General features: G+C 48.6%; 20 protein-coding genes and 1 riboswitch. Of the genes, 3 read left to right on the top strand and 17 right to left on the bottom strand.

From position 1 onward, the window contains the following. Positions 1–6: 6 nt before the first annotated feature. From dapD to ESP131_RS04975, 9 genes are all read right to left on the bottom strand, one after another. Complete coding sequence (dapD, locus tag ESP131_RS05015; RefSeq protein WP_069940296.1) at positions 7–714, bottom strand: 2,3,4,5-tetrahydropyridine-2,6-dicarboxylate N-acetyltransferase; 708 nt, start codon at positions 712–714, stop codon at positions 7–9. After that, the gene (gene dapB, locus ESP131_RS05010) at positions 701–1447 is read right to left on the bottom strand and encodes a 4-hydroxy-tetrahydrodipicolinate reductase (protein WP_069940295.1); all 747 of its coding nucleotides are present in this window, start codon (positions 1445–1447) and stop codon (positions 701–703) included. Before dapB ends, dapD begins: the two co-directional genes overlap by 14 nt. Beyond that, on the bottom strand, positions 1444–2325 hold the full coding sequence (dapA, locus tag ESP131_RS05005) for a 4-hydroxy-tetrahydrodipicolinate synthase (protein WP_069940294.1): 882 nt from the start codon (positions 2323–2325) through the stop codon (positions 1444–1446). The genes dapB and dapA overlap by 4 nt, the downstream gene beginning before the upstream one ends. Before the next feature lie 17 nt (positions 2326–2342). Then, entirely contained in the window at positions 2343–3335 is a 993-nt protein-coding gene (locus ESP131_RS05000; RefSeq protein ID WP_064300864.1) for an aspartate-semialdehyde dehydrogenase, read from the bottom strand. Between the two features lie 13 nt (positions 3336–3348). Then, positions 3349–4548 (bottom strand): aspartate kinase, encoded by a 1200-nt coding sequence (locus ESP131_RS04995; RefSeq protein WP_069940293.1) that lies wholly within the window; start codon positions 4546–4548, stop codon positions 3349–3351. Between the two features lie 112 nt (positions 4549–4660). Then, positions 4661–4838: riboswitch (Lysine riboswitch) on the bottom strand. A gap of 70 nt (positions 4839–4908) precedes the next feature. Further along, entirely contained in the window at positions 4909–6279 is a 1371-nt protein-coding gene (gene argH, locus ESP131_RS04990; RefSeq protein WP_069940292.1) for an argininosuccinate lyase, read from the bottom strand. After that, positions 6276–7481 carry an argininosuccinate synthase gene (locus tag ESP131_RS04985; protein WP_069940291.1) on the bottom strand — a complete coding sequence of 402 codons (1206 nt, stop codon included), beginning with the start codon at positions 7479–7481 and terminating at the stop codon, positions 6276–6278. The genes argH and ESP131_RS04985 overlap by 4 nt, the downstream gene beginning before the upstream one ends. Positions 7482–7599: 118 nt before the next feature. Next, positions 7600–8028 (bottom strand): GNAT family N-acetyltransferase, encoded by a 429-nt coding sequence (locus ESP131_RS04980; RefSeq protein ID WP_029340768.1) that lies wholly within the window; start codon positions 8026–8028, stop codon positions 7600–7602. Beyond that, a complete protein-coding gene (locus ESP131_RS04975; RefSeq protein ID WP_069940290.1) occupies positions 8025–9173 on the bottom strand; it encodes an alanyl-tRNA editing protein in 1149 nt (382 codons plus the stop codon). The genes ESP131_RS04980 and ESP131_RS04975 overlap by 4 nt, the downstream gene beginning before the upstream one ends. A gap of 128 nt (positions 9174–9301) precedes the next feature. Here ESP131_RS04975 and phnF point away from each other — a divergent pair, with 128 nt between their 5' ends. Then, a complete protein-coding gene (gene phnF, locus ESP131_RS04970; protein WP_081780439.1) occupies positions 9302–10036 on the top strand; it encodes a phosphonate metabolism transcriptional regulator PhnF in 735 nt (244 codons plus the stop codon). A gap of 56 nt (positions 10037–10092) precedes the next feature. Here the strand turns inward: phnF and ESP131_RS04965 are convergent, their stop codons facing one another. From ESP131_RS04965 to ESP131_RS04945, 5 genes are all read right to left on the bottom strand, one after another. Further along, on the bottom strand, positions 10093–11205 hold the full coding sequence (locus ESP131_RS04965) for an LCP family protein (RefSeq protein WP_231925688.1): 1113 nt from the start codon (positions 11203–11205) through the stop codon (positions 10093–10095). Positions 11206–11503: 298 nt separating this feature from the next. Further along, entirely contained in the window at positions 11504–12265 is a 762-nt protein-coding gene (gene nagB, locus ESP131_RS04960; protein WP_050679000.1) for a glucosamine-6-phosphate deaminase, read from the bottom strand. Continuing rightward, entirely contained in the window at positions 12262–13419 is a 1158-nt protein-coding gene (nagA, locus tag ESP131_RS04955) for an N-acetylglucosamine-6-phosphate deacetylase (RefSeq protein WP_034785886.1), read from the bottom strand. Before nagA ends, nagB begins: the two co-directional genes overlap by 4 nt. Before the next feature lie 183 nt (positions 13420–13602). Beyond that, a complete protein-coding gene (gene mprF, locus ESP131_RS04950) occupies positions 13603–16161 on the bottom strand; it encodes a bifunctional lysylphosphatidylglycerol flippase/synthetase MprF (RefSeq protein ID WP_069940288.1) in 2559 nt (852 codons plus the stop codon). Next, a complete protein-coding gene (locus ESP131_RS04945; protein ID WP_023467101.1) occupies positions 16158–17513 on the bottom strand; it encodes an MATE family efflux transporter in 1356 nt (451 codons plus the stop codon). The genes mprF and ESP131_RS04945 overlap by 4 nt, the downstream gene beginning before the upstream one ends. A gap of 92 nt (positions 17514–17605) precedes the next feature. Here ESP131_RS04945 and ESP131_RS04940 point away from each other — a divergent pair, with 92 nt between their 5' ends. Continuing rightward, positions 17606–18394 carry a CHAD domain-containing protein gene (locus ESP131_RS04940; RefSeq protein ID WP_029340762.1) on the top strand — a complete coding sequence of 263 codons (789 nt, stop codon included), beginning with the start codon at positions 17606–17608 and terminating at the stop codon, positions 18392–18394. On the opposite strand, the gene glsA is transcribed toward ESP131_RS04940, so the two are convergent. The 3 genes from glsA to ESP131_RS04925 all read right to left on the bottom strand — a co-directional run bounded on the left by glsA (position 18385) and on the right by ESP131_RS04925 (position 22886). Further along, positions 18385–19317: a glutaminase A gene (gene glsA, locus ESP131_RS04935; RefSeq protein ID WP_023467099.1), complete on the bottom strand. Its 933-nt coding sequence runs from the start codon at positions 19315–19317 to the stop codon at positions 18385–18387. The two genes, ESP131_RS04940 and glsA, sit on opposite strands and share 10 nt — an antisense overlap. Positions 19318–19445: 128 nt before the next feature. Next, positions 19446–22022 (bottom strand): ATP-dependent chaperone ClpB, encoded by a 2577-nt coding sequence (clpB, locus tag ESP131_RS04930; protein ID WP_029340761.1) that lies wholly within the window; start codon positions 22020–22022, stop codon positions 19446–19448. A 6-nt stretch (positions 22023–22028) separates the two neighbouring features. Then, a complete protein-coding gene (locus ESP131_RS04925) occupies positions 22029–22886 on the bottom strand; it encodes a DnaJ C-terminal domain-containing protein (protein ID WP_029340760.1) in 858 nt (285 codons plus the stop codon). Positions 22887–23081: 195 nt separating this feature from the next. On the opposite strand from ESP131_RS04925, the gene ESP131_RS04920 reads away from it, so the two are divergent. Next, positions 23082–23276 carry a YwbE family protein gene (locus tag ESP131_RS04920; protein WP_023467094.1) on the top strand — a complete coding sequence of 65 codons (195 nt, stop codon included), beginning with the start codon at positions 23082–23084 and terminating at the stop codon, positions 23274–23276. The last annotated feature ends 38 nt before the right edge of the window (positions 23277–23314 follow it).

The following is a 23314-nucleotide window of genomic DNA, read 5'->3' as shown; positions in this document are numbered from 1 at the left end:
CGTCAATCAGAGTGAACGTAAATCATCCACCAATTGCGTCTTCTCTTCTGTTTTCGCATCTTTCTGTTTGATGACACGTGCAGGTGTTCCAGCAACGACGCTTCCAGCAGGTACGTCTTCTGTGACGACACTACCAGCAGCGACGACGGCATCTTTGCCGACTTTGACGCCTTCAAGAATGACTGCATTTGCACCAATCAAGACACCGTCTTCAATGATGACAGGTGTTTTTGAAGGTGGTTCGAGGACACCCGCGACCACGGCACCTGCGCCGACATGAACGTTTTTCCCGATCGTCCCACGTGCACCGACGACAGCGTTCATATCAATCATTGTACCATTTCCGATTGATGCACCGATATTGATGATGGCACCCATCATGACGACCGCGTTATCACCGATGACAACATGATCACGAATCCATGAACCTGGTTCGATGCGCGCATTCAAGTGACGTGTATCAAGCATTGGTACCGCACTGTTGCGACGGTCATACTCCACGTGAACATCCGTGATGCGATCTGAATACTTTTCTAAGAAAGTAGCCGCAAGTCCTGCATCCGCGAAGAAAATCTTTGATTCATCTGATCCGAATGCTGTAGCGCCTTCGATCGTCAAGCCCGCCAAATCGCCGTTGACGTAAAGTTTTACCGGTGTTTGTTTTTTAGCATCTTTAATGAATTTAGCAATTTCGTAAGCATCAGTGAGTAACATGTGAATCCTCCTGTGTGTAGAGCGTCTCTAATGTATAGAGTCCCGCTGTTTTTTGAATGAGTGCCTCAGCTGCTTGGATCGCACCAGAAGCAAATACTTTTTTCGATAGCGCTGTATGTTTGATTTCAATCAATTCGTCGACACCTGCGAATAAGACTTCGTGTTCTCCGAAGATCGTTCCACCGCGCATCGCGTGCATTCCGATCTCGTTCGTCTCCCGCTTTTGCCGCGTCTGTGACCGGTCATATACCGGTGTGACGTCACGTGCCGTCTGAATCGTTTGCAATAACAACTCAGCCGTTCCGCTTGGCGCATCGACTTTTTGGTTATGATGTTTCTCGAGCAATTCGATGTCATACGCTCCTGCTAGTGGCACAAGTGTCTTCAGCAGTTGCTGCACCATCGCGATACCGTACGACATGTTGTACGACTGGAAGATCGGAATTTCTTTTGCGGCGTCCTTAATCGATGCCAGTTCCGCCTCAGAAAAACCAGTCGTTGCGATAACGAGTGGTGTTTTTGTCGCCAGCCCGTATGCGAGCAGATCAGGTAGCAAACTCGGATGCGAGAAGTCGATGATCGCATCGACCGTTTCTGACATCTCTGTTAGCTCGGCATATGAAGCGATCGTATCGGATGACTTCGTCCGGTCAACGATCGCCACGACACTTTGTGGTGCGAGTTCGACGACGTATTGTCCTGTCGCCCCATAACCGTGTAACGCGAGTTTCATCGAACCACTCCTTTGTAAGCCCGCATCGTTTCGAGTAAGTGGGCATGTCCCGCTTCCGATTGACGGACGAGCGGCAAGCGCGGCGCACCGACAGCAAAGCCAAGTTCTTCAAGCGATGCTTTGACTGGAATCGGATTAACGTCACTGAACAAGGCACCGATGACCGGTAACAAGTCTGCCTGAATCCGGCGAGCCGTGATGAGATCTTGTGCGAGTAACGCCTCAGCAAGTGCTTGTGTCTCTGCTGGGTACGGGTTCGAAAGAACTGAGATGACGCCTTGTGCCCCCCATGCCATGTACGGCAGGATTTGATCATCATTTCCACAGAAGACCGCGAAATCTTCCGGAATCGCCGCCATCAGTTCACCCATGAAGCTGACGTCTCCACTCGCCTCCTTAAACGCTTGGATTCGTGGATGACGTGCTAACGTCACTGCTGTTTCGACTGCGATCGCAACTCCTGTCCGCGACGGAACGTTGTACAGCATGATTGGTAATTCGGTTGCATCAGCGACCGCCGTGAAATGTGCGACGAGACCCGCTTGCGATGTTTTATTGTAGTACGGTGTGACGAGCATCGCTGCGTCCGCACCGAGGCGCTCTGCGAGTAACGTCTTCTCGATTGTTGCTGCCGTGTTGTTCGAACCCGTTCCGGCAATGACTGGTACTCGTCCTGCCGTGATTTGAACGGCAGTCGCCAGTAGTTGTTCGAATTCCGTGTTCGTCAGTGTCGATCCTTCTCCTGTCGTTCCTCCGACGACAAGCGCCTGAATTCCTGCTGCGAGTTGTTGCTCGATCAAGCGTTCGAATACGTGTAGATCCAACTCGCCTGCTTCATTAAATGGTGTGACGAGCGCTGTACCTGCTCCTTTGAACATGAAGAACTCCTCCTTTTTTATGAATGAATCGACTGTTCGATTGCTTGGCGTGCGACTTGTACGGCATTCGAGGCGGCACCTTTTCGAATGTTGTCGGCTACACACCAGAGATGGAACGTGTTCGCGAGACTATCATCTTGTCGAATCCGACCGACGTAGACGTCGTCCGTACCACTTGCATCGAGTGGCATCGGATAACGCGTATTCGCGACATCATCGATGAGGACGACGCCCGGTGCGCCTTCAAGTGCTTCACGGATCGCTGCAACCGTCGTCGGCTGCGTAAACGTGACGTTGATCGCAACCGAGTGAGAATTCGTGACTGGAACACGCACACATGTCGCACTGACTGGTAGTGCTGGAAGATTGAAGATTTTCCGTGTTTCGTCAATCATCTTCTGCTCTTCTTTCGTATAGCCGTTCTCAAGGAACACATCGATATGTGGCAAGATGTTATCGTGAATCGGATGCGGATAATTGACGGGCTCTTCTCCCCGTGCTCCACGTGCCAGATCCTCGATTCCTTTTTGACCAGAACCGGATACGGCCTGATACGTCGTATAGTTGACACGCTCGAATCCCAGTGACTGGAGCGGTGCTAAGGCGACGACGGATTGAATCGTCGAACAGTTCGGATTTGCGATCAAGCGGTCCGTCGCTTGAATCGCTTGTGGATTGACTTCTGGCACGACAAGCGGAATCGTCTCCTGCATCCGGAAAGCACTTGAATTATCAACGACGAGTGTTCCGTTTTCAGCTAGTAACGGGGCATATTGTTCACTGATCGTTCCGCCCGCTGCGAACAACGCGACATCGATCCCGTCTTCCGTGATATTTGGTGTCAGCGCTTGGATCGTGATGGCTTCTCCCTTGAACTGTACCGTGTTCCCTGCTGAACGAGCAGAAGCGTAAGCGGACAGGCGGCTGACCGGGAAGTCCAGTTCGGCTAGTACTTGTAACATTTTTTGACCGACGGCGCCGGTTGCTCCAATGACTGCTACATGATACATCCTGTTTTCCTCCTTATAACTCGAACGCGTTTGCAATCGCTGCAACCGTCCGTTCAATATCTGCTTGTGCAATCGTGTATGAGATGCTGATTTCTGAAGTCGTAACTTGATAGAACGGAATGTTCTCTGCTCGGAAGATTGCGAACAATTTCGAAGCGACACCTGTTGCATCCCGCATCCCGATTCCGACGACAGATAATTTCGCATGTTGATTATGGCGATCGACCTTGACTGTCGTGAAGCGATCCATGATGTCTTTCAATGCTTCATCGAGGAACTCTTCCTCATCGAGTGGACATGAGAACGATAAGAAAATGTCACTGTCGAACGTCGTTTGACTGATCATGTCGATGTTGACGTGGCGATTGGATAACAGTTCGAAGATATCGGCTACTGCTGCATTCGTTTGCGGTACGTGTTTGATTGATACCGTCAAGACGTTCTTCGTCACACTAACACTCGTCACCGCTTTTTGTTCCATTGTTTCCGTCGCTCCCATGATCCATGTTCCCCTTTTCGATTCAAGTGTTTTCCCGACGAAGATGTGTACGCCGTATTTTTTTCCTAGTTCGACACTTCGCATTTCCATGACCTTCGACCCGAGGGCGCTCATTTCCATCATCTCATCATACGAGATATGTGGAATCGGTTGAGCGGCGGCATGGATTCGCGGATCAGCTGTATAGACACCGTCGACATCGGTATAGATTTCGCACCGTTTATCAAGGACTGCCGCAAGGGCAACTGCCGTTGTATCCGACCCACCCCGTCCAAGCGTCGTGACATCACCGAGTTCGTTGACACCTTGGAATCCGGCGACGATGACGACATCGTACGTTTCGAGTTTTTGTCGTAACAGATCTCCATCGATCTGTTTGATCTTACTTTTCGTATGCACACCCATCGTGCTGATCCCTGCTTGTGCGCCAGTTTGCGATAACGCTTTGACGCCGAGTGAGTTGAGGGCGATGCTGAGTAATGAAATCGTCTGTTCTTCTCCGATGGCAAGCAGCCGATCGAGTTCTCGCCGCTCGGGGCGATCCGTGATGGCTTGCGCCTGAGCGATCAAAGAATCTGTCATCTTGCCCATCGCCGAAACGACGACGACGAGTTTTTCACCTTCGGCTGCGCGACTCTTCAAATAATTCGCAATAGACTGAATCTGTTCGACAGTCGCAACCGAGCTTCCACCAAATTTAAGTACAGTTGTCACAATCCTATCTCCTTTGTCCCGATACAGAAAAAAACGACGGGCCGGTAGGAGCGTTCCTACGGCCCGTCGTTATCACGATCGGACAAACGAAGACGAAGTCATTCGTTCTTTTACGTAAGATAGCGCTCCGAAACATCGGTTTCGGCAGTACAACGGATCTTAACCGTTGTACCAGCAAACAAGAGTAAGCATCTTCTCGTTCACTTCGGCGGACTTCCCCTTTCACATCATTCGGCATGCTTGCCTTCAAGAATGATGCTACTCATGTCATCCGCGCCTCTATCTGTCGGTTGTTAGTTACAGTTATAGCAGACATCTTTTGTTAAATCCAGTCATTTGACTGATTTTTTTCAAAATTCGTCAATTCGCAAGATGCTGTTTCGCAAGTTCGAGTTGCTCTGAAACGGCAGCAAACCCTGTACCGCCGTAACTTGTCCGGCGTGCCACTGCTTGAACCGGATCGAGGAGCGGATAGACTTCTTCTGTGATATCAGGATGGAATGTTTGATACGTCTCAAGGTTCAAATCTTTCAAGAAACAGCCATTCTGTACACAGTAAAGGACAGCCTTCCCAACGATTTCATGTGCTTCTCGGAATGGTATGCCTTTCGTCACGAGGTAGTCGGCGAGTTCCGTTGCGTTCGAGAAGTCTTGCATTGTCGCCTTCTTGAGCGCTTCGGTCTTAAACGTCGCGGATTCAATCATTCCGGTGAAGATTTGAACGGACTGGAGGACGGTATCCGCTGTATCGAAGACCCCTTCTTTATCCTCTTGCATGTCTTTATTGTAAGCGAGCGGTAATGCTTTCATCGTCGTTAAGAAGCCCATTAGATTGCCGTAGACACGTCCTGTTTTCCCACGAATCAATTCCGCGAAATCAGGATTTTTCTTTTGTGGCATCATGCTCGATCCTGTCGAGAAGGCATCGGACAACTCGATGAAGCCAAATTCTTGCGACGCCCAGATGATGATTTCTTCACAAAAACGTGATAGATGCATCATGACGGTCGAGGCGATCCCGAGGTATTCGATGACAAAGTCCCGGTCGGAGACGGCGTCGAGGCTGTTCGGATAGATCGATTCAAATCCGAGCAACTCGGCAGAACGGAAACGATCAATCGGGAATGTCGTACCGGCGAGCGCGCCTGCCCCGAGCGGTGATTTCCGGATTCGTTTTTGGTTGTCCGTCAACCGTTCAACGTCCCGTTCAAACATCCAGAAGTACGCAAGCAAGTGATGCGCAAGCGAGATCGGTTGCGCCCGTTGCAAATGTGTATAGCCCGGCATGACCGTCTCGATATGTTGCTCGGCTTGTTCCGTGATGACCGATTGGAGCTCACGTAATGCCGTCGTCAACGCTTCGACATGTTGCTCCATCCATAGATGCAAGTCGGTTGCGACCTGGTCGTTTCGACTCCGTGCCGTGTGCAGTTTCCCTGCGACTGGACCAATCTGTTCCGTCAACAACCGCTCAAGGTTCATATGAATGTCTTCATCCGCTAGCGTATACACATGATCCGCTACTGTCGCTTCTAGTTGCTTTAGTCCTTGCTCGATTTGTGTCCACTCGTCTTGAGCGAGGATTCCTTGTTCAAATAACATCTGCGCGTGCGCAAGACTTCCTTTCAAATCGACACTTGCTAACTTTTGATCGAACGTGATCGATGCTCCGAAGGCTTCCGCTTGAGCGGAAGCACTTTCCGTAAAACGTCCACCCCAGAGTTTGGTCATTTCGTCACACCCGCCTGACGATGAACACTTGCATGCGTCGAAACAGCAAGACCGTGTAATTTGATGAATCCTTTTGCTGCTTCATGATCAAACGCATCTTCTTTCGTATACGTCGCAAGCTTTTCATCGTAGAGCGAGACAGCAGACTGACGACCTGTCACGGTTGCGTTTCCTTTGAACAGTTTGACGCGAACTTCTCCTGTGACGTCCTGTTGCGTCGCCATCAAGAAAGCTTTCAGACCTTTCGTCAATGGTGCGTGGAAGAGACCGTTATAGATTGTTTCTGCATATTGTTTGCTGAGTAACGGTTTAAAATGAGCGACGTCTTTCGTCAATGTGATCGTCTCAAGTGCGGCGTGTGCTTTCAATAGAACAGTCGCGCCAGGGCACTCGTACACTTCCCGTGATTTGATTCCGACGAGACGGTTCTCGACGTGGTCAATCCGTCCGACGCCGTGCGCTCCAGCGATGATATTCAGTTCCGTGATCAGTTTTGCGAGTGGATACGTCGTGCCGTTAATGGAAACCGGAACGCCTGCTTCAAAGCCGATGATGACTTCTTCCGCCTGATCTGGAGCGTCTTCAGGTGCTACCGTCAACGCGTAAGCGTCTTGCGGTGGTTCTGTCCACGGGTTTTCTAGGACGCCACACTCATTACTCCGTCCCCAAAGGTTCATATCGATCGAGTAAGGGCTGTCGAGGTTGATCGGGATCGGCACATTGTTTTCTTTCGCATAGGCGATCTCTTCTTCCCGTGACCACTTCCACTCCCGAACTGGTGCGATGACTTCAAGTGATGGATCAAGTGCTGCGACCGAAACTTCGAACCGGACTTGGTCGTTTCCTTTTCCGGTACAGCCGTGTGCGACAGCCGTTGCACCATATTCATGCGCGACTTCGACGAGCTTTTCTGCGATCAACGGACGCGAAAGCGCTGAAATCAACGGATAGGCATTTTCGTAATGTGCACCATATTGAAGGGCTGGTAAGACGAACTCTTGGGCGAATTCTTCTTTGACATCGAGAACGATTGATTCGATTGCACCGACGAGAAGTGCCTTTTCCTTGATGACGCTTAAATCTTTTCCTTCACCGACGTCCATACATAATGCAATGACGTCGTAGTCCTTGCTCAACCATTTGATGGCTACCGATGTATCGAGTCCCCCAGAGTACGCTAAGATTAATTTTTGTTTCGACATGTATAATTCCCTCCTGGTTTTAAATTCATCTGTCTGTATAAAAATTCATTATGAATTATATATATACATAGAAAACAAAAAAAAGAAACCCTTTTTGTAGGATTTCTTTCAAATTTGATTACATTTTCTTCTCCATCGTCCGGTGTGGGATGCCTGCATCGTCGAATTCATCAGAGACGATCGTATAGCCAAGCCCTTGATAAAACGGGATCGCTTGGACTTGTGCACCGAGCGTTAGCAATTGTTTGCCTTCGCGACGTGCGACACGTTCCATCGCCTGCATCAACTCGCCACCGTATCCTTTTCCTCGCGCTGTCGACAGCGTCGCAACACGCTCTACCTTCATCCGTTGGTCGTCATATGGGCGGGTACGTCCCGTCGCGACTGGGCGGCTTTGCTCATCGAGGACAAGCAGATGAATCGCTGTCTCATCGTGTGTATCGTATTCAAGATGGCGTGGTACGCCTTGTTCCTCAACGAAGACCCGTTCCCGGATCATCCGAACGGCTTGATGTTGTTCTGCTGTACGTACTTGAATCACTGTCATAACTGATATTCCTCCCGTAATCGATCGACATATGCCATCGCATCATCCCGATTCGTAAATTGTGCTTGTGCTTGGATTGCACTTCCACCACCACGTCCATTAAATGATTGGACATGTGCTTTGGCGAATTTTCCGAGATGTGGTTCACCTGGACTACTCATCAGTAGCTTGTTCGTCGTCGCATTCCAGACGACGCCGACGCGTCCCGCTTCTTGAATCGCTTTAGCAAGTTGCTCGGATATTTTGATTTCTTCATCCAGATGTTCAAACACAAGAATGCCTTCTTGTTGTTCTAAAGCGTGAGCGAGTGTGAACGTTGCGAGTTGTTCCTGGGCGTGTTCGACCTGTTTCGTTAAGCGTTTCTGCTCTTCTTGTAACGCTTGGACGGCTTCTAGCATTTGAACTGGTTTGACCGACAAGGCTTGCGCCGCTTCCCGTAAGGCTCGTCGTTCTGCCTGAACGAGTTGGTATGCCCGTTCCTTCGCGACATAGGACAGACGAATATTTCCACGAATCCGCTCGACTCCGGTAAAGAGAATCGACTCGAGCTGTACCGTCGAATCAAGATGCGTCCCGCCACAGGCACTATAATCGAGTGTGCCGATTTGAACGACACGAATTCGTCCTTCAACTTGTGGTGTTTTTCGTAATGGTAAGCGTAGCGCTTCCGCCTCGTCATACTCTGTCGCCGTGATCGGTAATCCTTGTTCAATCACATGCCGTAATCGTCGATCCAACTGTTCTTGTTGCATAGTTGTCCATTCAGGTGTCTCGATATCAAGCGTCGAGACCTCACTTCCCGTTCGAAAACTGAGTGTCTTGATATTTGATTCATCTTGTAGGATCGCAGAGATGACATGTTGTGCCGTATGCTGCGCCGCATGATCGATCCGGACTGCGTCATCTACGATACCGGTGACGTCATCTATGAGCGGCGTCGCCAGTTGGTGCCAGACGACACCGTCTTCGATTTGAACGTCAAGGACCGGTTGGTCGTTCAATGTTCCACGATCCGCCGGCTGTCCACCGCTCTCCGGATAGAAGTAACTTTTCTCTAAAGCAACCCAATAGCCATCTATTTGTTTTGTCGTGCGAATGGATGTCTGAAAGGTTCGGACATCGGATTCTATTTGTTCGGGGCGCATGCCTCGACCACCTTTCTCTGTCAGTTTCACTCTGTATTATGCCATATTTCATCCAGAATCGTTTGTCGGCTTGCCTTTTTCCTAGTACACTAGACGAAAGACTACCGATCGCGAAGGGACGAAATGCCGTGATTCAGCATATCAATAAAAATTCACCACTCCCCATCTACTATCAAATCGAAGCTGCCTTAAAACAACAAATTGAAAGCGGTGTTCTTCAACCTGGCGATTTGATCCCGTCCGAGCGCGAATTTGCCGAAGCGCACCAAATCAGCCGAATGACGGTCCGACAAGCCATTTCAAACTTGGTCAACGCCGGTTACTTGATTCGTCAAAAAGGACGTGGAACATTCGTCGCGAATAAAAAAATCGTCATGCAACTGTCTGGATTGACGAGTTTCTCGGAAGAGATGGAGCACTTAGGTTTAGAACCGACGAGTGCGCTACTTTCCTATCAAATCATCGACGCCTCGATGACGATTGCCAATAAGCTACGGATTCGCGAAGGGGCATCGGTGTATGAACTGAAACGTTTACGAATTGCTGATGAGCAAGCGCTTGCCCTTGAGACCGTCTATATCCCGGAACAGCTCTTACCTGGACTCGATCAAGACGTTGCGACAGCATCGCTCTATGCATTTGCAGAAGCGAGCGGATTAAATCTTGGACGTGCAAGTCAAACGTTCGAATCACGTCTTGCAACGAAGGAAGAGGCGAGTCATCTTGGTCTATCGACCGCTTCGCCCGTCCTATCCGTCGAGCAACTGACATATCTCGCGACGGAGCAACCGTTTGAATATGTCATCTCCGCTTACCGGGGAGACCGCTATACCTTCACCGTCGAAATGGAACGCCAACGCTAAAAATCCCCTTGTATCGTCGTACAGTGACGATGATACAAGGGGATTTTTAGCATATATTACTGAGCAGGAACGGCTTCTGTCTCCGTCACTGGTTCTTCTGTCGTGCTTTGTGCCGGGTCTGTCTCTTCCTTGATCGGTTCGACTTCTTGACCTTGCATCGCTTTTGCTAAGTTACTTTTCACTTGCTCCAGTTGATTCGGATCGAGATGGTATTCCCATTTCCCGCTAATACCGATGTAGCCTTCTCCAGCGAGTTGGTACTCCGTCGTGTTACGTAACGCTGCTGTGAAATCTGCTAAGCGTGTATAATCGTTCGGACCTAAATTCGTTTCGACGTTATCACCGACAGCATCCAAAATATCACGGTATGCACTGAGGGAACGGAAACTTGCCGCTTCTTTGGCGACCGCTTGAATGACTTGCATCTGTTTTTGACCGCGTCCGATATCACCGAGCGGATCATCATGACGGTTCCGGACGTAAGCAAGTGCTTGCTCTCCTGTTAAATGTTGCATACCTTTATCAACAGTGACAGTACCGGCTTTACGTTTTGAATCTTGCTCTTTGAACGCATATCGTACATCGATGTCTACGCCGTCCAATGCATCGATCAATTGAACGAATCCTTGGAAATTAACTTTAACGACGTGATCGATTTGAATACCGAGCAGGTTTTCTGTCGTTTCACGCGCTAATTTAATCCCATTATAGGAATTCGATTTATCCATCGAACCGAAGTAATGGGCATGGGTGATTTTATCTTGCTCAACACCTGTCTTACCATAAGGTACATCGTATTTCGAATAATCGATGTTCACGAGTGAATCACGCGGAATACTCGTCAACACTAATTGTTCCGTTTTTTTATTTAAGATTCCGACGATCATGACATCTGATCGCGCCGGTTCATTTCGTTCTTTACTTTTTTTCGTTTCATCCGTCCCAAGAATCAAGAACGATTCAGACGGAACATCATCATATTTAGAGCTCACCTTCGAGCCGGGAATGTTAATCTGCGTCTTTGCCAATGTTTCTTGCGTTTTAATAAAAATAGCTCCAGCATATCCAGAACCGATGATTGTGACAAGCAGGACGAGTGCAGCGATGACTTTCATGAACATCTTGCCAGCACTTGGCTGTCTCTTTCGTGCGGATCGCGTTTCCATCATGTAAACCCTCATTTTCATGTAAATTTTCCGTAAAGTTCGCTAATCTCCATTATCCGTACATTTAATGAAATGTCAATTTACGTTTCGATTAAAGAAATCGTATGGAATCGTTGCACTGAAAAAATCATGGATCCTTAGTACGATTTATCATGAGATTGAATGATCTTGGTATATGTCCTGGAGATACCTTTCTATCAAAATAACAAATCGCTTAAGACTAGGCTCAACAGAATCAAAAAAGGAATAGAGTCAATCCAATGATTGTCTCTATCCCTGTTGATTCATCGCTTTTTCATCGTCATACTTTCATGAAATTCAGATATGCCGCTCGTCCTGTACGTTTAGCGTCATCTGACAATAAAGAGGCCGCTTCTTCGTCCAAAATTACCATGACATCAGCATGACGCTTGAGTACAGTCGCTGGACAATCCGTTGTTGCGACACCTTCCATCATGTCGCGAACCGCTTCTGCCTTTCGTTCACTAGAAGCAACGAGAAGGATTTTCTTCGCTTCCATGATCGTACCGATTCCCATCGTGATCGCCTTCGTCGGTACTTCTTCTAATCGATCAAAGAATCGTTGGTTCGCTTCTCGTGTCGACTCTGTCAATTCCGTTACGTGTGTCTTAGCATCGAACGGTGTACCTGGTTCATTGAAGGCGATGTGTCCATTCGCTCCGATTCCAAGTAATTGAATGTCGATTCCTCGATTGCGGACGAGCGCTTCATATCGTTCACTTTCGCGCACGGGATCTTCTGTGTCCCCGATTGGAACGAATGATTCCTTAAACGCGACATCTTTGAATAGATGCTCTTGCATGAACGTATGATAACTTTGTGGATGCTCTGGGCTGAGACCGACATATTCGTCTAGATTAACCGTCGTCACATGTCGACAATCGAGCGAATCCTTCCGCCATTCTTCATAGACGCCGACCGGTGAACTTCCCGTTGCCAGTCCTACCGTCAAACCTTCCGGGTGACGCTCAATTTCCTGTTTCAAAAATTGATAGGCCACCTGTGCTAATTCTTCTCCTTTTTCTACGATCATCCATTTCATGAGGTAGACTCCTTTCCGTTCGTGATCCGGTGTCGCGTACCACGATGAATCGTTTCTTGAATGTGTAGCGCTTCGTCGAGCAGGACGATGTCCGCATCCTTGCCGACCGAGAGGCTTCCCTTTTGAGTCAATTGAAGTTCTTTTGCCGCATTGACCGATGTCATGCGGACCGCTTCTTCGAGCGAACAGCCTGTATAGGCGATGATATTCCGTAAGGCGGTGTCCATCGTTAAGACACTTCCAGCTAAGCTACCGTTTTCAAGACGTGCCGCACCGTCTCGAACGAATACAGCCTGACCACCTAACTCATATTCACCATCAGCTAATCCTTTTGCACGCATCGCATCCGTGATGACGATCAGTCGATCTGCGCCTTTCATTCGGTAGGCGAAGTCGACCATTTCTGGCGCACTGTGAATCCCATCCGGAATGATCTCCGCATAGACGTCTGGTGTCAGGAGGCAATATCCGACCGTGCCTGGTTCCCGGTGATGAAGTGCCCGCATTTGATTGTAGAGGTGGGTACCATGCGTGACGTGACCGGCTTGGTTTTGGGCATACGTCGCGTCTGTATGTCCGGCTGACGGAATCGCACCCGTCAAGCGCACCGCTTCTTCGAACGCCCGTGCTCCCGGGCGTTCCGGAGCGTATGTGACGAGCTTGATCGTGTTCCCTGCTGCTTTTTGCCATTTCAAGAACTGCTCGACATCCGGTTCGACGATATGTTCGTGAGGCTGTGCACCCGCATAATCCGGATTGATGAATGGTCCTTCAAGATGAACGCCGACGATCGTTGTATCGTCTTGCGCTACGACCTCTCGGACCGTCTCAAGCGCGCGTGTGATATTTCCCCAGTCCTGAGTAATCGTCGTCGCTAAAAATGATGTCACACCTTCTTGTAACATCTGTCGGCTGAAATGACGCAACCTCTCGACATCTCCATCCATGACATCGACATCATATCCCCCATGAATATGCACATCGATCATTCCCGGAATGAGTGATTGATGCTGCGCATCGATCATCTCTTCTCCTGCGATTTCCTCGAATTTCGACATGGGTCCAATCGCCTCGATTGTTCGGTCAAAACGAATGAAGCCGTCTTCAATCGTCTGCTCTCCCGTGTAAATCCGAGCATTGATGATCACTGTCATCTGGCATCTTCCTTTCTCTATCCGTTCCATGACTTGCTTCCGTATCTAGTATAACGCGATTAATTCTAGTTGTATAGACCTTTGTACATTTAAACGAAATTATAAAAGGACGATCCCGCATATCCGTAGATATAGGGTCGCCCTTTGTATACCCGTCGATTGCCGACTTCATGCGTCAGTCGATCATGGTAATAAAATCCGGTCTTTCTTTCGAGAAATCAGACGCGTTGCTTTTAAGATTGCCATCGGTAACGATTGACGCTTTCGGTAAGCAAGATATCGTCCTTCCCATTTTGGATCGTACTTTTCTTTGTATCGTCGTAGACCGGTGAAACTATACATGTAGCGAATATTATTGAAGACATCCGCTGCCACACGTTCTTGCCAGAAGGACGTCTCGTCCTCTCCGACAGACGAAAGCGGAGCCATTCCCATGTTGAACGTGTGGTAGCCTTCATCTTTCGCATACTCGAATAGTCGGATGAACATCGCATCCATGATTCCATTCGGTCCATCTGGTCGAAAACGCATCAAGTCAATCGATAGGACCCCTTCTTGGTAAGCAGGCATGAATGTCATGAACCCGATCAATCGTCCTTCCGCTTCACGCATGATGCCAATCGGCGCTCGATTTAAATAAGGTTCGTGGAAGTAACCGAGCGAAAAGCCTTTCTCGGACTTACCGCCTAACCATTCGTCGGAGACCTCTTGTAGTTCTGCTAATAGAGTTCCTGAAATAGGTGGCTCGACTACTTCGAACGTCATGCCCTCTCGTTCAAAGCGATTTTTAATCGACCGAAGTCCAGCTCGTTTTTTTCCTGATACAGTGAAAGATGGAATATCAACGATCGCTTCTTCACCAAGTTTGAAGAAGTTGAAGCCAAAATCATGATAGAGAGACATATTTTGCGCTTGAATTTGATAGATGTTCGGAATATATCCAAGATCTTCGACGCGACGCAAGAAAGACGCGATGACTTGTGAATGTTCCTTTGGATCTCCACTGGGGTCGCCAAGGACCATGATCCGATTGCCGGTCTGACTGAACTGGATGAATGAACGTCCTGTTTCGGAGAAGAAGAAACGTTTATCACCTAGAAATGCGAGATGGCTTAAATAATTCCCACCCTGCTCACGCAACACCAACTCGATCTTTTCAGCATCGAATCGCTCACCGAGAACCGGTTGATTGAATGTATTGAATAAGCGGATGAAGACGAGAACATACACGAGCGCAAAGATAGAGGCACTCGCTGCAAACATGAAAATTTCATGTGCCGGATACACTTTTGTTCCGTCTGCTGATCCGAGTGTATAGAAGGCGTATCCAAAAAAGACGAATCCTCCAATGTACAATAGACCAGCGAAGGCAACCCGGATGAACCGTGTCGTCGTAATGAGCGTTCGTTCTCGGTGAAATGCTTTTCGCGACATCAGTAGCAAGACGAGGACGATGATGACGGCAAGGAAGGAAATCAAGTTAAAACCACGAAGTGCCATTCCAATCAACGCGAAAAAAGATGCCCCGTACATCATATATAACGACCGTTTTGTTCGACGATACAGTGCTGTCGATAAGAGGACGAACAATAAGCCGCCCATCAAGAAGAAACTATTCGCGAGTAACAGCGCTTCATGCGGTAATTTCGATTCCAAATATTCATATTGCGTCGAGACAGGTGGTAAAATCGCCAATCCCCAGATCGTGATCCCGGCAACGAGTGTGATCAATGCGAGTGTGAAATGACGAATTTTACTGAGGAATCGCAGTTGTAAGCGCCAAATGACGCCCCCGACCTCCATCGATGGACCAACGATCGGTTTGTCTTCGATCATCTTGACGACCGGACCGCTGAACTCCCGAGCTGAGAAAATGACACCGATCAGGAACGGAATCAAGTAGTAGACAAGACGGTAGATCAATAATCCTGTCAAAACGATGCCTTCCTCGACACCGGCACGCTGCATGCCGATCAAAAACACTAAGTCAAACGAACCAAACCCACCCGGTACCATCGAGATCAAACCGGCTGTCGCAGCGATGATGAAAACACCGATGACTTTTGAGAAACTGACATCCGTTCCGAGCGCTGCCAAGATCAGATAGACGACAACGCCAGCACTGAACCATTCTGCGAGTGAGACGAGTGAATATAACGCAATCGATTTCGGATGGATGCTACTATTGCCTCGTCGAAACGAGAACAGCAGATAGAGTGGGAAGAAGAATGCGACACCAATGATGACGGGCCACAGCCATTTTTTTAAATCGAGTACTTCGAACGCCGGAAAAACGTGTAGAAGCGATAAGGCAGATAAGATGGACAATCCACTGATCAACGTCGGTGCCATCCAGCCGATCGCCTTCAACAAACGACCGCCTTCAACGAATGGTCGATAAAGAGCGGATCGGATCGCCATCCCAGCGAGACCACCGAATCCGATGATGCCGTTAAAGGAGTTCGCAATCCAGGATGCTCGAAAAATCAGACCGATTGGTGCTTTCGCCTTCAATGAACGTAATAAGAAGAAATCATAAAAGAACATCGTCGAGACTGCCGCAAGACCTGCGAGAATCAACAGGATGAATTGCCAAGATGGGACTTGACGAATCGCTTGAATCGACTCTTGTAGCGACAAACTACGCAATTCGTTTTGTCCTTGATAAAAAATGAATCCAATCAAGACGATCGGCAAGATGATCTTCGCAATCGTCATGATGCGTTGTTTTGAGAATTTCAAGCTGCCAGCCTCCTTGATTTACGGATTAAATGCATAAGACGAACAAGCAGTAGCGTTGCTCCGACCGCAAGACCGATGATCAATCCCCACCAGTAACCATCTGGTCCGAGTGTCGTATAGCGTTCGAGATAAAAACCTAATGGTAGTCCAATGACCCAGTAGGCAGCAATCGTCAACAAGAAGGTGACGTTGACATCCTTGAATCCACGTAATGCACCTTGCGTCGGTGCAGCAACTGCATCCGACAGTTGAAAGAAAATCGCTAAAATCATGAAGTGTGCGGCTGCTTCGATGACTTGAGGATCACGACTATATAAAGCGGCAAGTTCTTCATTCTTTAAGTACAACAAGATCCCGGAGAACAAGGAGACGGCAACACACATCGTCAATCCAATGACGACGTACTGGACAGCGTCCTTGATTCGTTTGGCACCGACCTCAAAACCGACTGTGATCGTCAAAGCGGACGCAGCAGATAATGGGATCATATAGACGAACGAAGCGAAGTTGATGGCCGCTTGATAGGCACCGATGATGACATCGCCGTACGCTCCGAGCAGCAACGTGACCGCCGAGAAAATACTGACTTCAGAAAAAATCGCTAGACCAATCGGAGCACCGAGTAGAATCAATTCCTTGATTCGCTTCATATCTGGACGGTAAAAGCGCCGCAGAATCCCAAGGCGTTGAAATAATTCTCCTTTGAAGACGACAGCGATGATCGCTAGACAGAGAATCCAGTAGGTGATGGCAGTCGCAACTCCCGCGCCCACTCCACCAAGTTCCGGAAAACCGAAGTTTCCGAAGATGAATAGATAATTGAAAAGGACGTTAATGGGTAAAGAGATTAGTAGTAAGACCATCGTGATATTTGATTTACCTAATGAATCGACGAGTGTTCGTAAAACGAAGAAAACGAACATCGGTACGATCCCAAGTGCTAACATCACGAGATAATTTCGCGCGACTTCACGCGCCTCTGCTGATAACTCCATCCGTTCGAGAATCGGATTGACAGCAATAAGTCCGATGACTACGGTCAAACCAATGATCACGACAGCAACGTACAACGCCTGCATGACAATCCGTTTGACTTCCCGCTCGCGTTTCGCTCCCATCGCTTGGGAAACGAGCGGTGCGACGGCAAGTAGAATACCGGTCAGTCCTGTGTAAACGGGTGCCCAGAGACTTGCTCCGACACCGACTCCTGCTAAATCAGCAGAGCCGTATCGACCGGCCATGACCGTATCGAAAAAACTAATTAAGTAAAACGCGACTTGCGTTACGAGGATGGGAAAGAAAATTTTCATGAATTGCTTCATCTTTCCTGAGAACGTAACTGTTTCTAACATGTTTCCACCACATTTCAGGAGGAGTCCTCCTTAATTTTAAAACCTAGCACTCTTGAACTCTTACGAAAATAATCCGAGGAGGGATTCATCCCATGAACCATCGAGATACTGAAAAGCTGACTTTCGAACTGCTTGAGACATGGTCTACCTTCAATCATTATGCCAAAGAGGCTCAAACGTTTGAAAATCCGGAAGATGTCCATCAAGCGCGGATTCGGTTACGGAAACTGATCACATTCGCCCGATTGGTCGATTTAACGGAGGAACCCGTTTATTTGATTTGGAAGCGACTGATGCATGCTTTCGGCGAAGTCCGTGACCTCGACGTACAACTCGAAGCAACCTCAAACAAAACAGAAATCGATCAGTTGTTCGCGAACCATGTCGCTCTGCAACTTCAAGGGAAACGTTCGACTTTAATCGAGACGATGCACCTCTTGATCTCAAATGAACTGGATCGATCCGTTCGTCGCTTTTTAGCCGGTCCGATGACAAAGCGCCTCAAGCGGATGTCAGAAAAAGAGCTGATTCACGCCGCCGAGAAACGCTATGAAAAAAAACGTGAACAATTTGAAAAAGTGCAACGAAAGGATGGAACGAAGCGTGTCGAACGGATGCATGAATTACGGCTTGCTACAAAAGCATACCGTTATACGGTCGAGTACCTTCGTCCCTACACGCATCAACCGAAGTCTGCTGTTGATCGCCTAAAGACAACCCAGACACGACTCGGACACATCAATGATACGTATCAGCGATTAGAAAGATGGCGCTCTTTCGAGGTTCCATCTGCTTATCAAGAAGAGCGTTTACGTCAGATCAAGCGTTTAGAGGACGAACTACGTTCTGCGCTTGATCAGATTGAAATCGCTCATGGATGACGTTGAACGAGTAATTCCAGCATCTTTGTTCCGGCAATCGAATTCCCTTTTGCGTCAAGCGATGGTCCAAAGACACCGATTCCGAGATCAGCCATATCGAAATCACTTCGACCACAAGCAACGACTGCACCGGAAACACCACTTTTTCCTGGTAGCCCGACTTGGACCGAAAATTCTCCAGATGCATCGTACATGCCACACGTCGTCATGATCGCTCGAATGATTCGTGCGTTCCGACGTGAAATGACTTGGCGTCCTGATGGTGTTTTTCCAGATGTACTCAAAATTTTTCCCATCATGGCAAGTCCTTTACAGTTCGTCAAAATCGCACACTGCTTCGTGTAGACGTCGATGATCTCTTCGACATTTCCTTCGATGACACCGTGATAGCGCATGAAGTACAACAATGCACGGTTTAAATCCGTCGTTTCGAATTCTGATTCAGCAACATCTGCGTCATATTTTACCATTTCTACTTCAATATCCAATAGTTTTGCGATGAATTGACGCAATTGAAGTAATTTATCGGCAGCATCTGTTCCCGGTAACATGCTCGTCACGGCTAGTGCTCCTGCATTGATCATTGGATTAAGCGGTTTTGTTGGAATCGTCTCTTCAAGTTTTGCGATCGAATTGAACGCATCGCCCGTCGGTTCCATCCCGACTTTTGAAAAGACATAGTCTTCTCCGAATGTCTCGAGGACGAATGCGAGCGTGATGATCTTCGATACACTCTGTAGTGTAAACATCGTATCCGCATCACCTGCCGAAACGAACGTCCCGTCGGCATTACAGACGGCGATTCCGAGTTGTGTCGGATCAACCTTCGCAAGTTCTGGGATGTAACTGGCGACTTGTCCAAGCACCGTATACGGACGGCATTCTTCAATCAACTCCTCGAGTTGGGCTTGTGTAACATTCATGGCGTTCCCTCTTTCTCTTTTTTTTCTAGCTTATCACGCATCTAACGGATACGGATATGGTTCTTCCGTAAACGCTAAAAGGAGTCGACTCGTTTCAGCCGAGTCGACTCCTTTTTCTAGCATCTGCTTCATCCGTGGACGACGAGTTCACCGTCTTCTACGTCAATCGAAATCCGAGCACCATCTTGAATCGCTCCACTGATTAAGGCACGGGCAAGTTTCGTCTCAATCGTTCGTTGCATATAACGATTGATTGGACGGGCGCCGTATTGTGGTTCAAATGCTTCTTCGAAAATCAACGTCTTCGCAGCATTCGTGACATCAATCGTAATGCCACGTCCAGATAAACGTGAGCTCATTTTCTCGACCGCTTTGTCAATGATTCGTTCGATTTCCGTCCGGTGGAGTGGATGGAATAAAATCGTATCATCAATCCGATTCAAGAACTCCGGTCGGAAGTGACGTTTCAGTTCTTGGCGAACGGCTTCCTCTTCCGCTGCATCGATGACACCATCTTTAGCGGCTTCAAGCAGGATCGGTGCCCCGATGTTTGACGTCATGATGACGATCGTGTTCTTGAAGTCGACGACACGTCCTTGTGCGTCTGTTAATCGACCATCGTCGAGCAACTGAAGCAAAATATTAAAGACGTCCCCGTGCGCTTTTTCGATCTCATCGAACAACAGCACCGAATACGGGCTCCGTCGGACGGCTTCCGTCAATTGACCGCCTTCTTCATAACCGACATATCCCGGAGGCGCACCAACAAGACGGGAGACATTGTGTTTTTCCATATACTCCGACATATCGATGCGGACGATATGATCTTCACTATCGAACATCGCTGCCGCTAAAGCTTTTGCAAGTTCTGTCTTCCCGACTCCTGTCGGACCGAGGAATAAGAACGAGCCGATTGGGCGGTTCGGATCCTTGATGCCTGCGCGCGCTCGAATGACAGCGTCCGCGACGAGACGGACTGCTTCGTCTTGACCGAAGACGCGCTCATGGAGTGTATCCTCGAGATAGAGTAATTTTTCGCGTTCACCCTGCGCAAGCCGTGTCACCGGAATGCCGGTCCATTTCGAAACGATATCGGATATCTCTTCTTCCGTCACCGCTTCTCGAACGAGTTCGTGTGAGACGTGTTCAGATGACTCTTCCGCAACTTTCAGACGTGCCTCAAGATCCGGAATTTGACCGTACTTGATTTCCGATGCTCGGTTCAAATCATAGCGCCCTTCCGCTTCTTGTAACGCCAGTTTTGCCTTCTCAAGATCCGCACGTAACTGCTGGACACTTTGCGAACTCTCTTTTTCCCGTTCCCATCGCGTCCGCAACGCACTCTCGTCTTCTCGAACAGAGCTGAGCTCTTGCTGTAAGACGGCAAGTCGTTTCCGAGATGCTTCATCCGTTTCTTTCTTTAATGCCGCTTCCTCGATTTCGAGCTGCATGACCCGACGAACGAGTGAATCGAGTTCAGCTGGCATCGACTCCATATCGGTCCGAATCATTGCACATGCTTCATCAACGAGATCGATCGCCTTATCCGGCATGAACCGATCCGTAATATACCGATCGGATAACATCGCCGCCGCAACGAGCGCATTATCATGAATCCGTACACCGTGGTGAATCTCGAATCGTTCTTTTAATCCACGCAGAATGGAAATCGTATCCTCGACATCCGGTTCCGCGACAAGGACTTGTTGGAAGCGACGTTCGAGCGCTGGATCTTTCTCGATATACTTCCGGTACTCGTCAAGCGTCGTCGCCCCGATACAGTGCAGTTCTCCTCGCGCAAGCATCGGCTTGAGCATGTTTCCGGCATCCATTGCGCCGTCTGTCTTCCCGGCACCAACGATCGTATGCAACTCATCGATGAATAAGAGAATCTGACCTTCGGCTTCCTTGACTTCATTCAAGACCGCCTGCAGGCGCTCTTCGAACTCACCCCGATATTTCGCACCAGCGACGAGCGCACTCATATCTAAACTGAACAACTGCTTGTTCTTCAGACTCTCTGGTACATCCCCACGGACGATCCGTTGCGCGAGTCCTTCAACGATTGCCGTTTTCCCGACGCCGGGTTCTCCGATCAAGACGGGATTATTTTTTGTCTTCCGACTCAAAATCCGGATGACACGTCGAATCTCATCATCACGACCGATGACCGGGTCCGTTTTCCCAGACCGGAAATCCGCTACAAGATCACGTCCATATTTTTTTAGTACATCGAACGTCTCTTCAGGATTTTTCGTCGTGACCTTCCGATTGCCTCGCATACTGACGATTGCTTCCCGGAGTGTCTCTTCCGTAATGCCTTGACGACGTAAATATTGAGCTGCTGGACTTGATTGTTTGATCAATGCCAACAATAAGTGTTCGACGGAGACGTAGTCATCCTGCATGAGACGCGCTTCCGTCTCTGCTTCCGTTAATACGTTCAGCAACGAGCCACCGATCCGAGGCGTCGTCGCCTGTGACAAGGCCGGAAGTTTACTAATTGCCTCGTCAATCGCTCCATTCAATGTCTCAATCCGTTGATTCAGCTTTTCAAAAATGACCCGTGCAATTCCCTCTTCTTGCGCAAGTAAGGCAAGTAACAAATGCCACTCTGTGATTTCACTATGACGACGTTGTTTCGCGATCGCTTGGGCAGAGACGATTCCCTCGTGTGCCCGATCCGTTAAACGTTCAAAATCCATCCTTGATCACTCCTTCACTGCAAGTTGACGTTCCCACTCTTCATAAAAGGCACGGTCCATCTCAGGTAACTTGACTTCAAGTTGGACAAGTAACGCTCCCCGATGGCCATTCGCTTGACTGAGACCACGATTCGGAATCCGGAGTCGTGCTCCTGGTTTCGTGCCCGGTTTGACTTTCAGTTTGATTCGTTTCCCTTCAAGCGTATCCGCGACGACTTCGCCTCCGAGCACAAGCGTCGTCGGATGAACACGGACGGTGGAGATGACGTCCTGGTCGACGCGTCGGAACTGATCATCATCCTTCAGATGAATCGTCACGTAAACATCTCCCGCGACACCTTGTCGGTTACGCATCGAACTTTTTCCACGTAAGCGGACTTTTTTACCGTCATAGACGTCTTTCGGTAGCGTCAATTGAATTGATCCGGTCGCGAGACGCACCGTGACTTTTTCGTTCGTACTGAGGTGTCCGAGCGGTACCGTCAATTCAAGCTCTTCATCGGTCGACGCCTCTTCTTGACTAAAGAACGAACCGAACATATCTTCAAATCCGAACGATTGTCCAGGTCGTGTCCGTCCACCACCTCCGAACTGTCGGAACAAATCTTCATAATCTCCAGCGCCACCAGCTCCAGCACCTGCCATCTGATCGAAGTTACTGCCATATCGATCGTACTTCGCTCGTTTTTCCTCATCCCCAAGCACATCGAACGCTTCTTGGATATCCTTGAAACGCTGGTCCGCACTCGCCTCTTTATTGACGTCTGGGTGATACTGCTTCGCCAATTTGCGGTACGCGCGCTTAATATCTTGATTCGATGCATCCTTCGTGACACCGAGTGTTTGATAGTAGTCTTTTGCCATTCGAATTCACTTCCTTTTCCTATACTTCATTACCTTAATTATAAAAGTCGTCTTCTAATTGGTCAAATATAGTCAAACTTTTTTCTGACATTCTGTTCTCTTTTCACTTTACGTCCTTGCGACAAACAAGTTTCACTGACTGAACCATGTTATACTGATAGCCAAACAGGAAATGAACGATTGGAGGATTTACAGATGGATGGTAAAACACGTAAAAATATTACGCCTGGTCTAAAAGTCAGCATCGTGCTGAAGCAAGATCAACGAACTGGTAAACGAACAGAAGGAATCGTTAAAGACCTTCTCACGAAATCGCCGCAACATCCGCACGGGATCAAAGTGCGTTTAGAAGACGGACAAGTCGGTCGTGTTCAAGAAATTTTAGGTTAAGAAGACAACAATCGCTCGCCCTGATTCCTTTTCGGAGT

This window comes from Exiguobacterium sp. U13-1, assembly GCF_001750115.1.
GTDB lineage: Bacteria > Bacillota > Bacilli > Exiguobacteriales > Exiguobacteriaceae > Exiguobacterium_A > Exiguobacterium_A acetylicum.
This window is presented reverse-complemented; position numbering and strand designations above follow the sequence as displayed.

Coding starts and splice junctions, on each gene's coding strand:
- dapD (WP_069940296.1), bottom strand. CDS start 714: ATGTTACTCACTGATGCTTACGAAATTGCTAAATTCATTAAAGATGCT.
- dapB (WP_069940295.1), bottom strand. CDS start 1,447: ATGAAACTCGCGTTACACGGTTATGGGGCGACAGGACAATACGTCGTC.
- dapA (WP_069940294.1), bottom strand. CDS start 2,325: ATGTTCAAAGGAGCAGGTACAGCGCTCGTCACACCATTTAATGAAGCA.
- ESP131_RS05000 (WP_064300864.1), bottom strand. CDS start 3,335: ATGTATCATGTAGCAGTCATTGGAGCAACCGGCGCCGTCGGTCAAAAA.
- argH (WP_069940292.1), bottom strand. CDS start 6,279: ATGACCAAACTCTGGGGTGGACGTTTTACGGAAAGTGCTTCCGCTCAA.
- ESP131_RS04985 (WP_069940291.1), bottom strand. CDS start 7,481: ATGTCGAAACAAAAATTAATCTTAGCGTACTCTGGGGGACTCGATACA.
- ESP131_RS04980 (WP_029340768.1), bottom strand. CDS start 8,028: ATGACAGTGATTCAAGTACGTACAGCAGAACAACATCAAGCCGTTCGG.
- ESP131_RS04975 (WP_069940290.1), bottom strand. CDS start 9,173: ATGCGCCCCGAACAAATAGAATCCGATGTCCGAACCTTTCAGACATCC.
- ESP131_RS04965 (WP_231925688.1), bottom strand. CDS start 11,205: ATGATGGAAACGCGATCCGCACGAAAGAGACAGCCAAGTGCTGGCAAG.
- nagB (WP_050679000.1), bottom strand. CDS start 12,265: ATGAAATGGATGATCGTAGAAAAAGGAGAAGAATTAGCACAGGTGGCC.
- nagA (WP_034785886.1), bottom strand. CDS start 13,419: ATGACAGTGATCATCAATGCTCGGATTTACACGGGAGAGCAGACGATT.
- ESP131_RS04945 (WP_023467101.1), bottom strand. CDS start 17,513: ATGTTAGAAACAGTTACGTTCTCAGGAAAGATGAAGCAATTCATGAAA.
- ESP131_RS04940 (WP_029340762.1), top strand. CDS start 17,606: ATGAACCATCGAGATACTGAAAAGCTGACTTTCGAACTGCTTGAGACA.
- glsA (WP_023467099.1), bottom strand. CDS start 19,317: ATGAATGTTACACAAGCCCAACTCGAGGAGTTGATTGAAGAATGCCGT.
- clpB (WP_029340761.1), bottom strand. CDS start 22,022: ATGGATTTTGAACGTTTAACGGATCGGGCACACGAGGGAATCGTCTCT.
- ESP131_RS04925 (WP_029340760.1), bottom strand. CDS start 22,886: ATGGCAAAAGACTACTATCAAACACTCGGTGTCACGAAGGATGCATCG.
- ESP131_RS04920 (WP_023467094.1), top strand. CDS start 23,082: ATGGATGGTAAAACACGTAAAAATATTACGCCTGGTCTAAAAGTCAGC.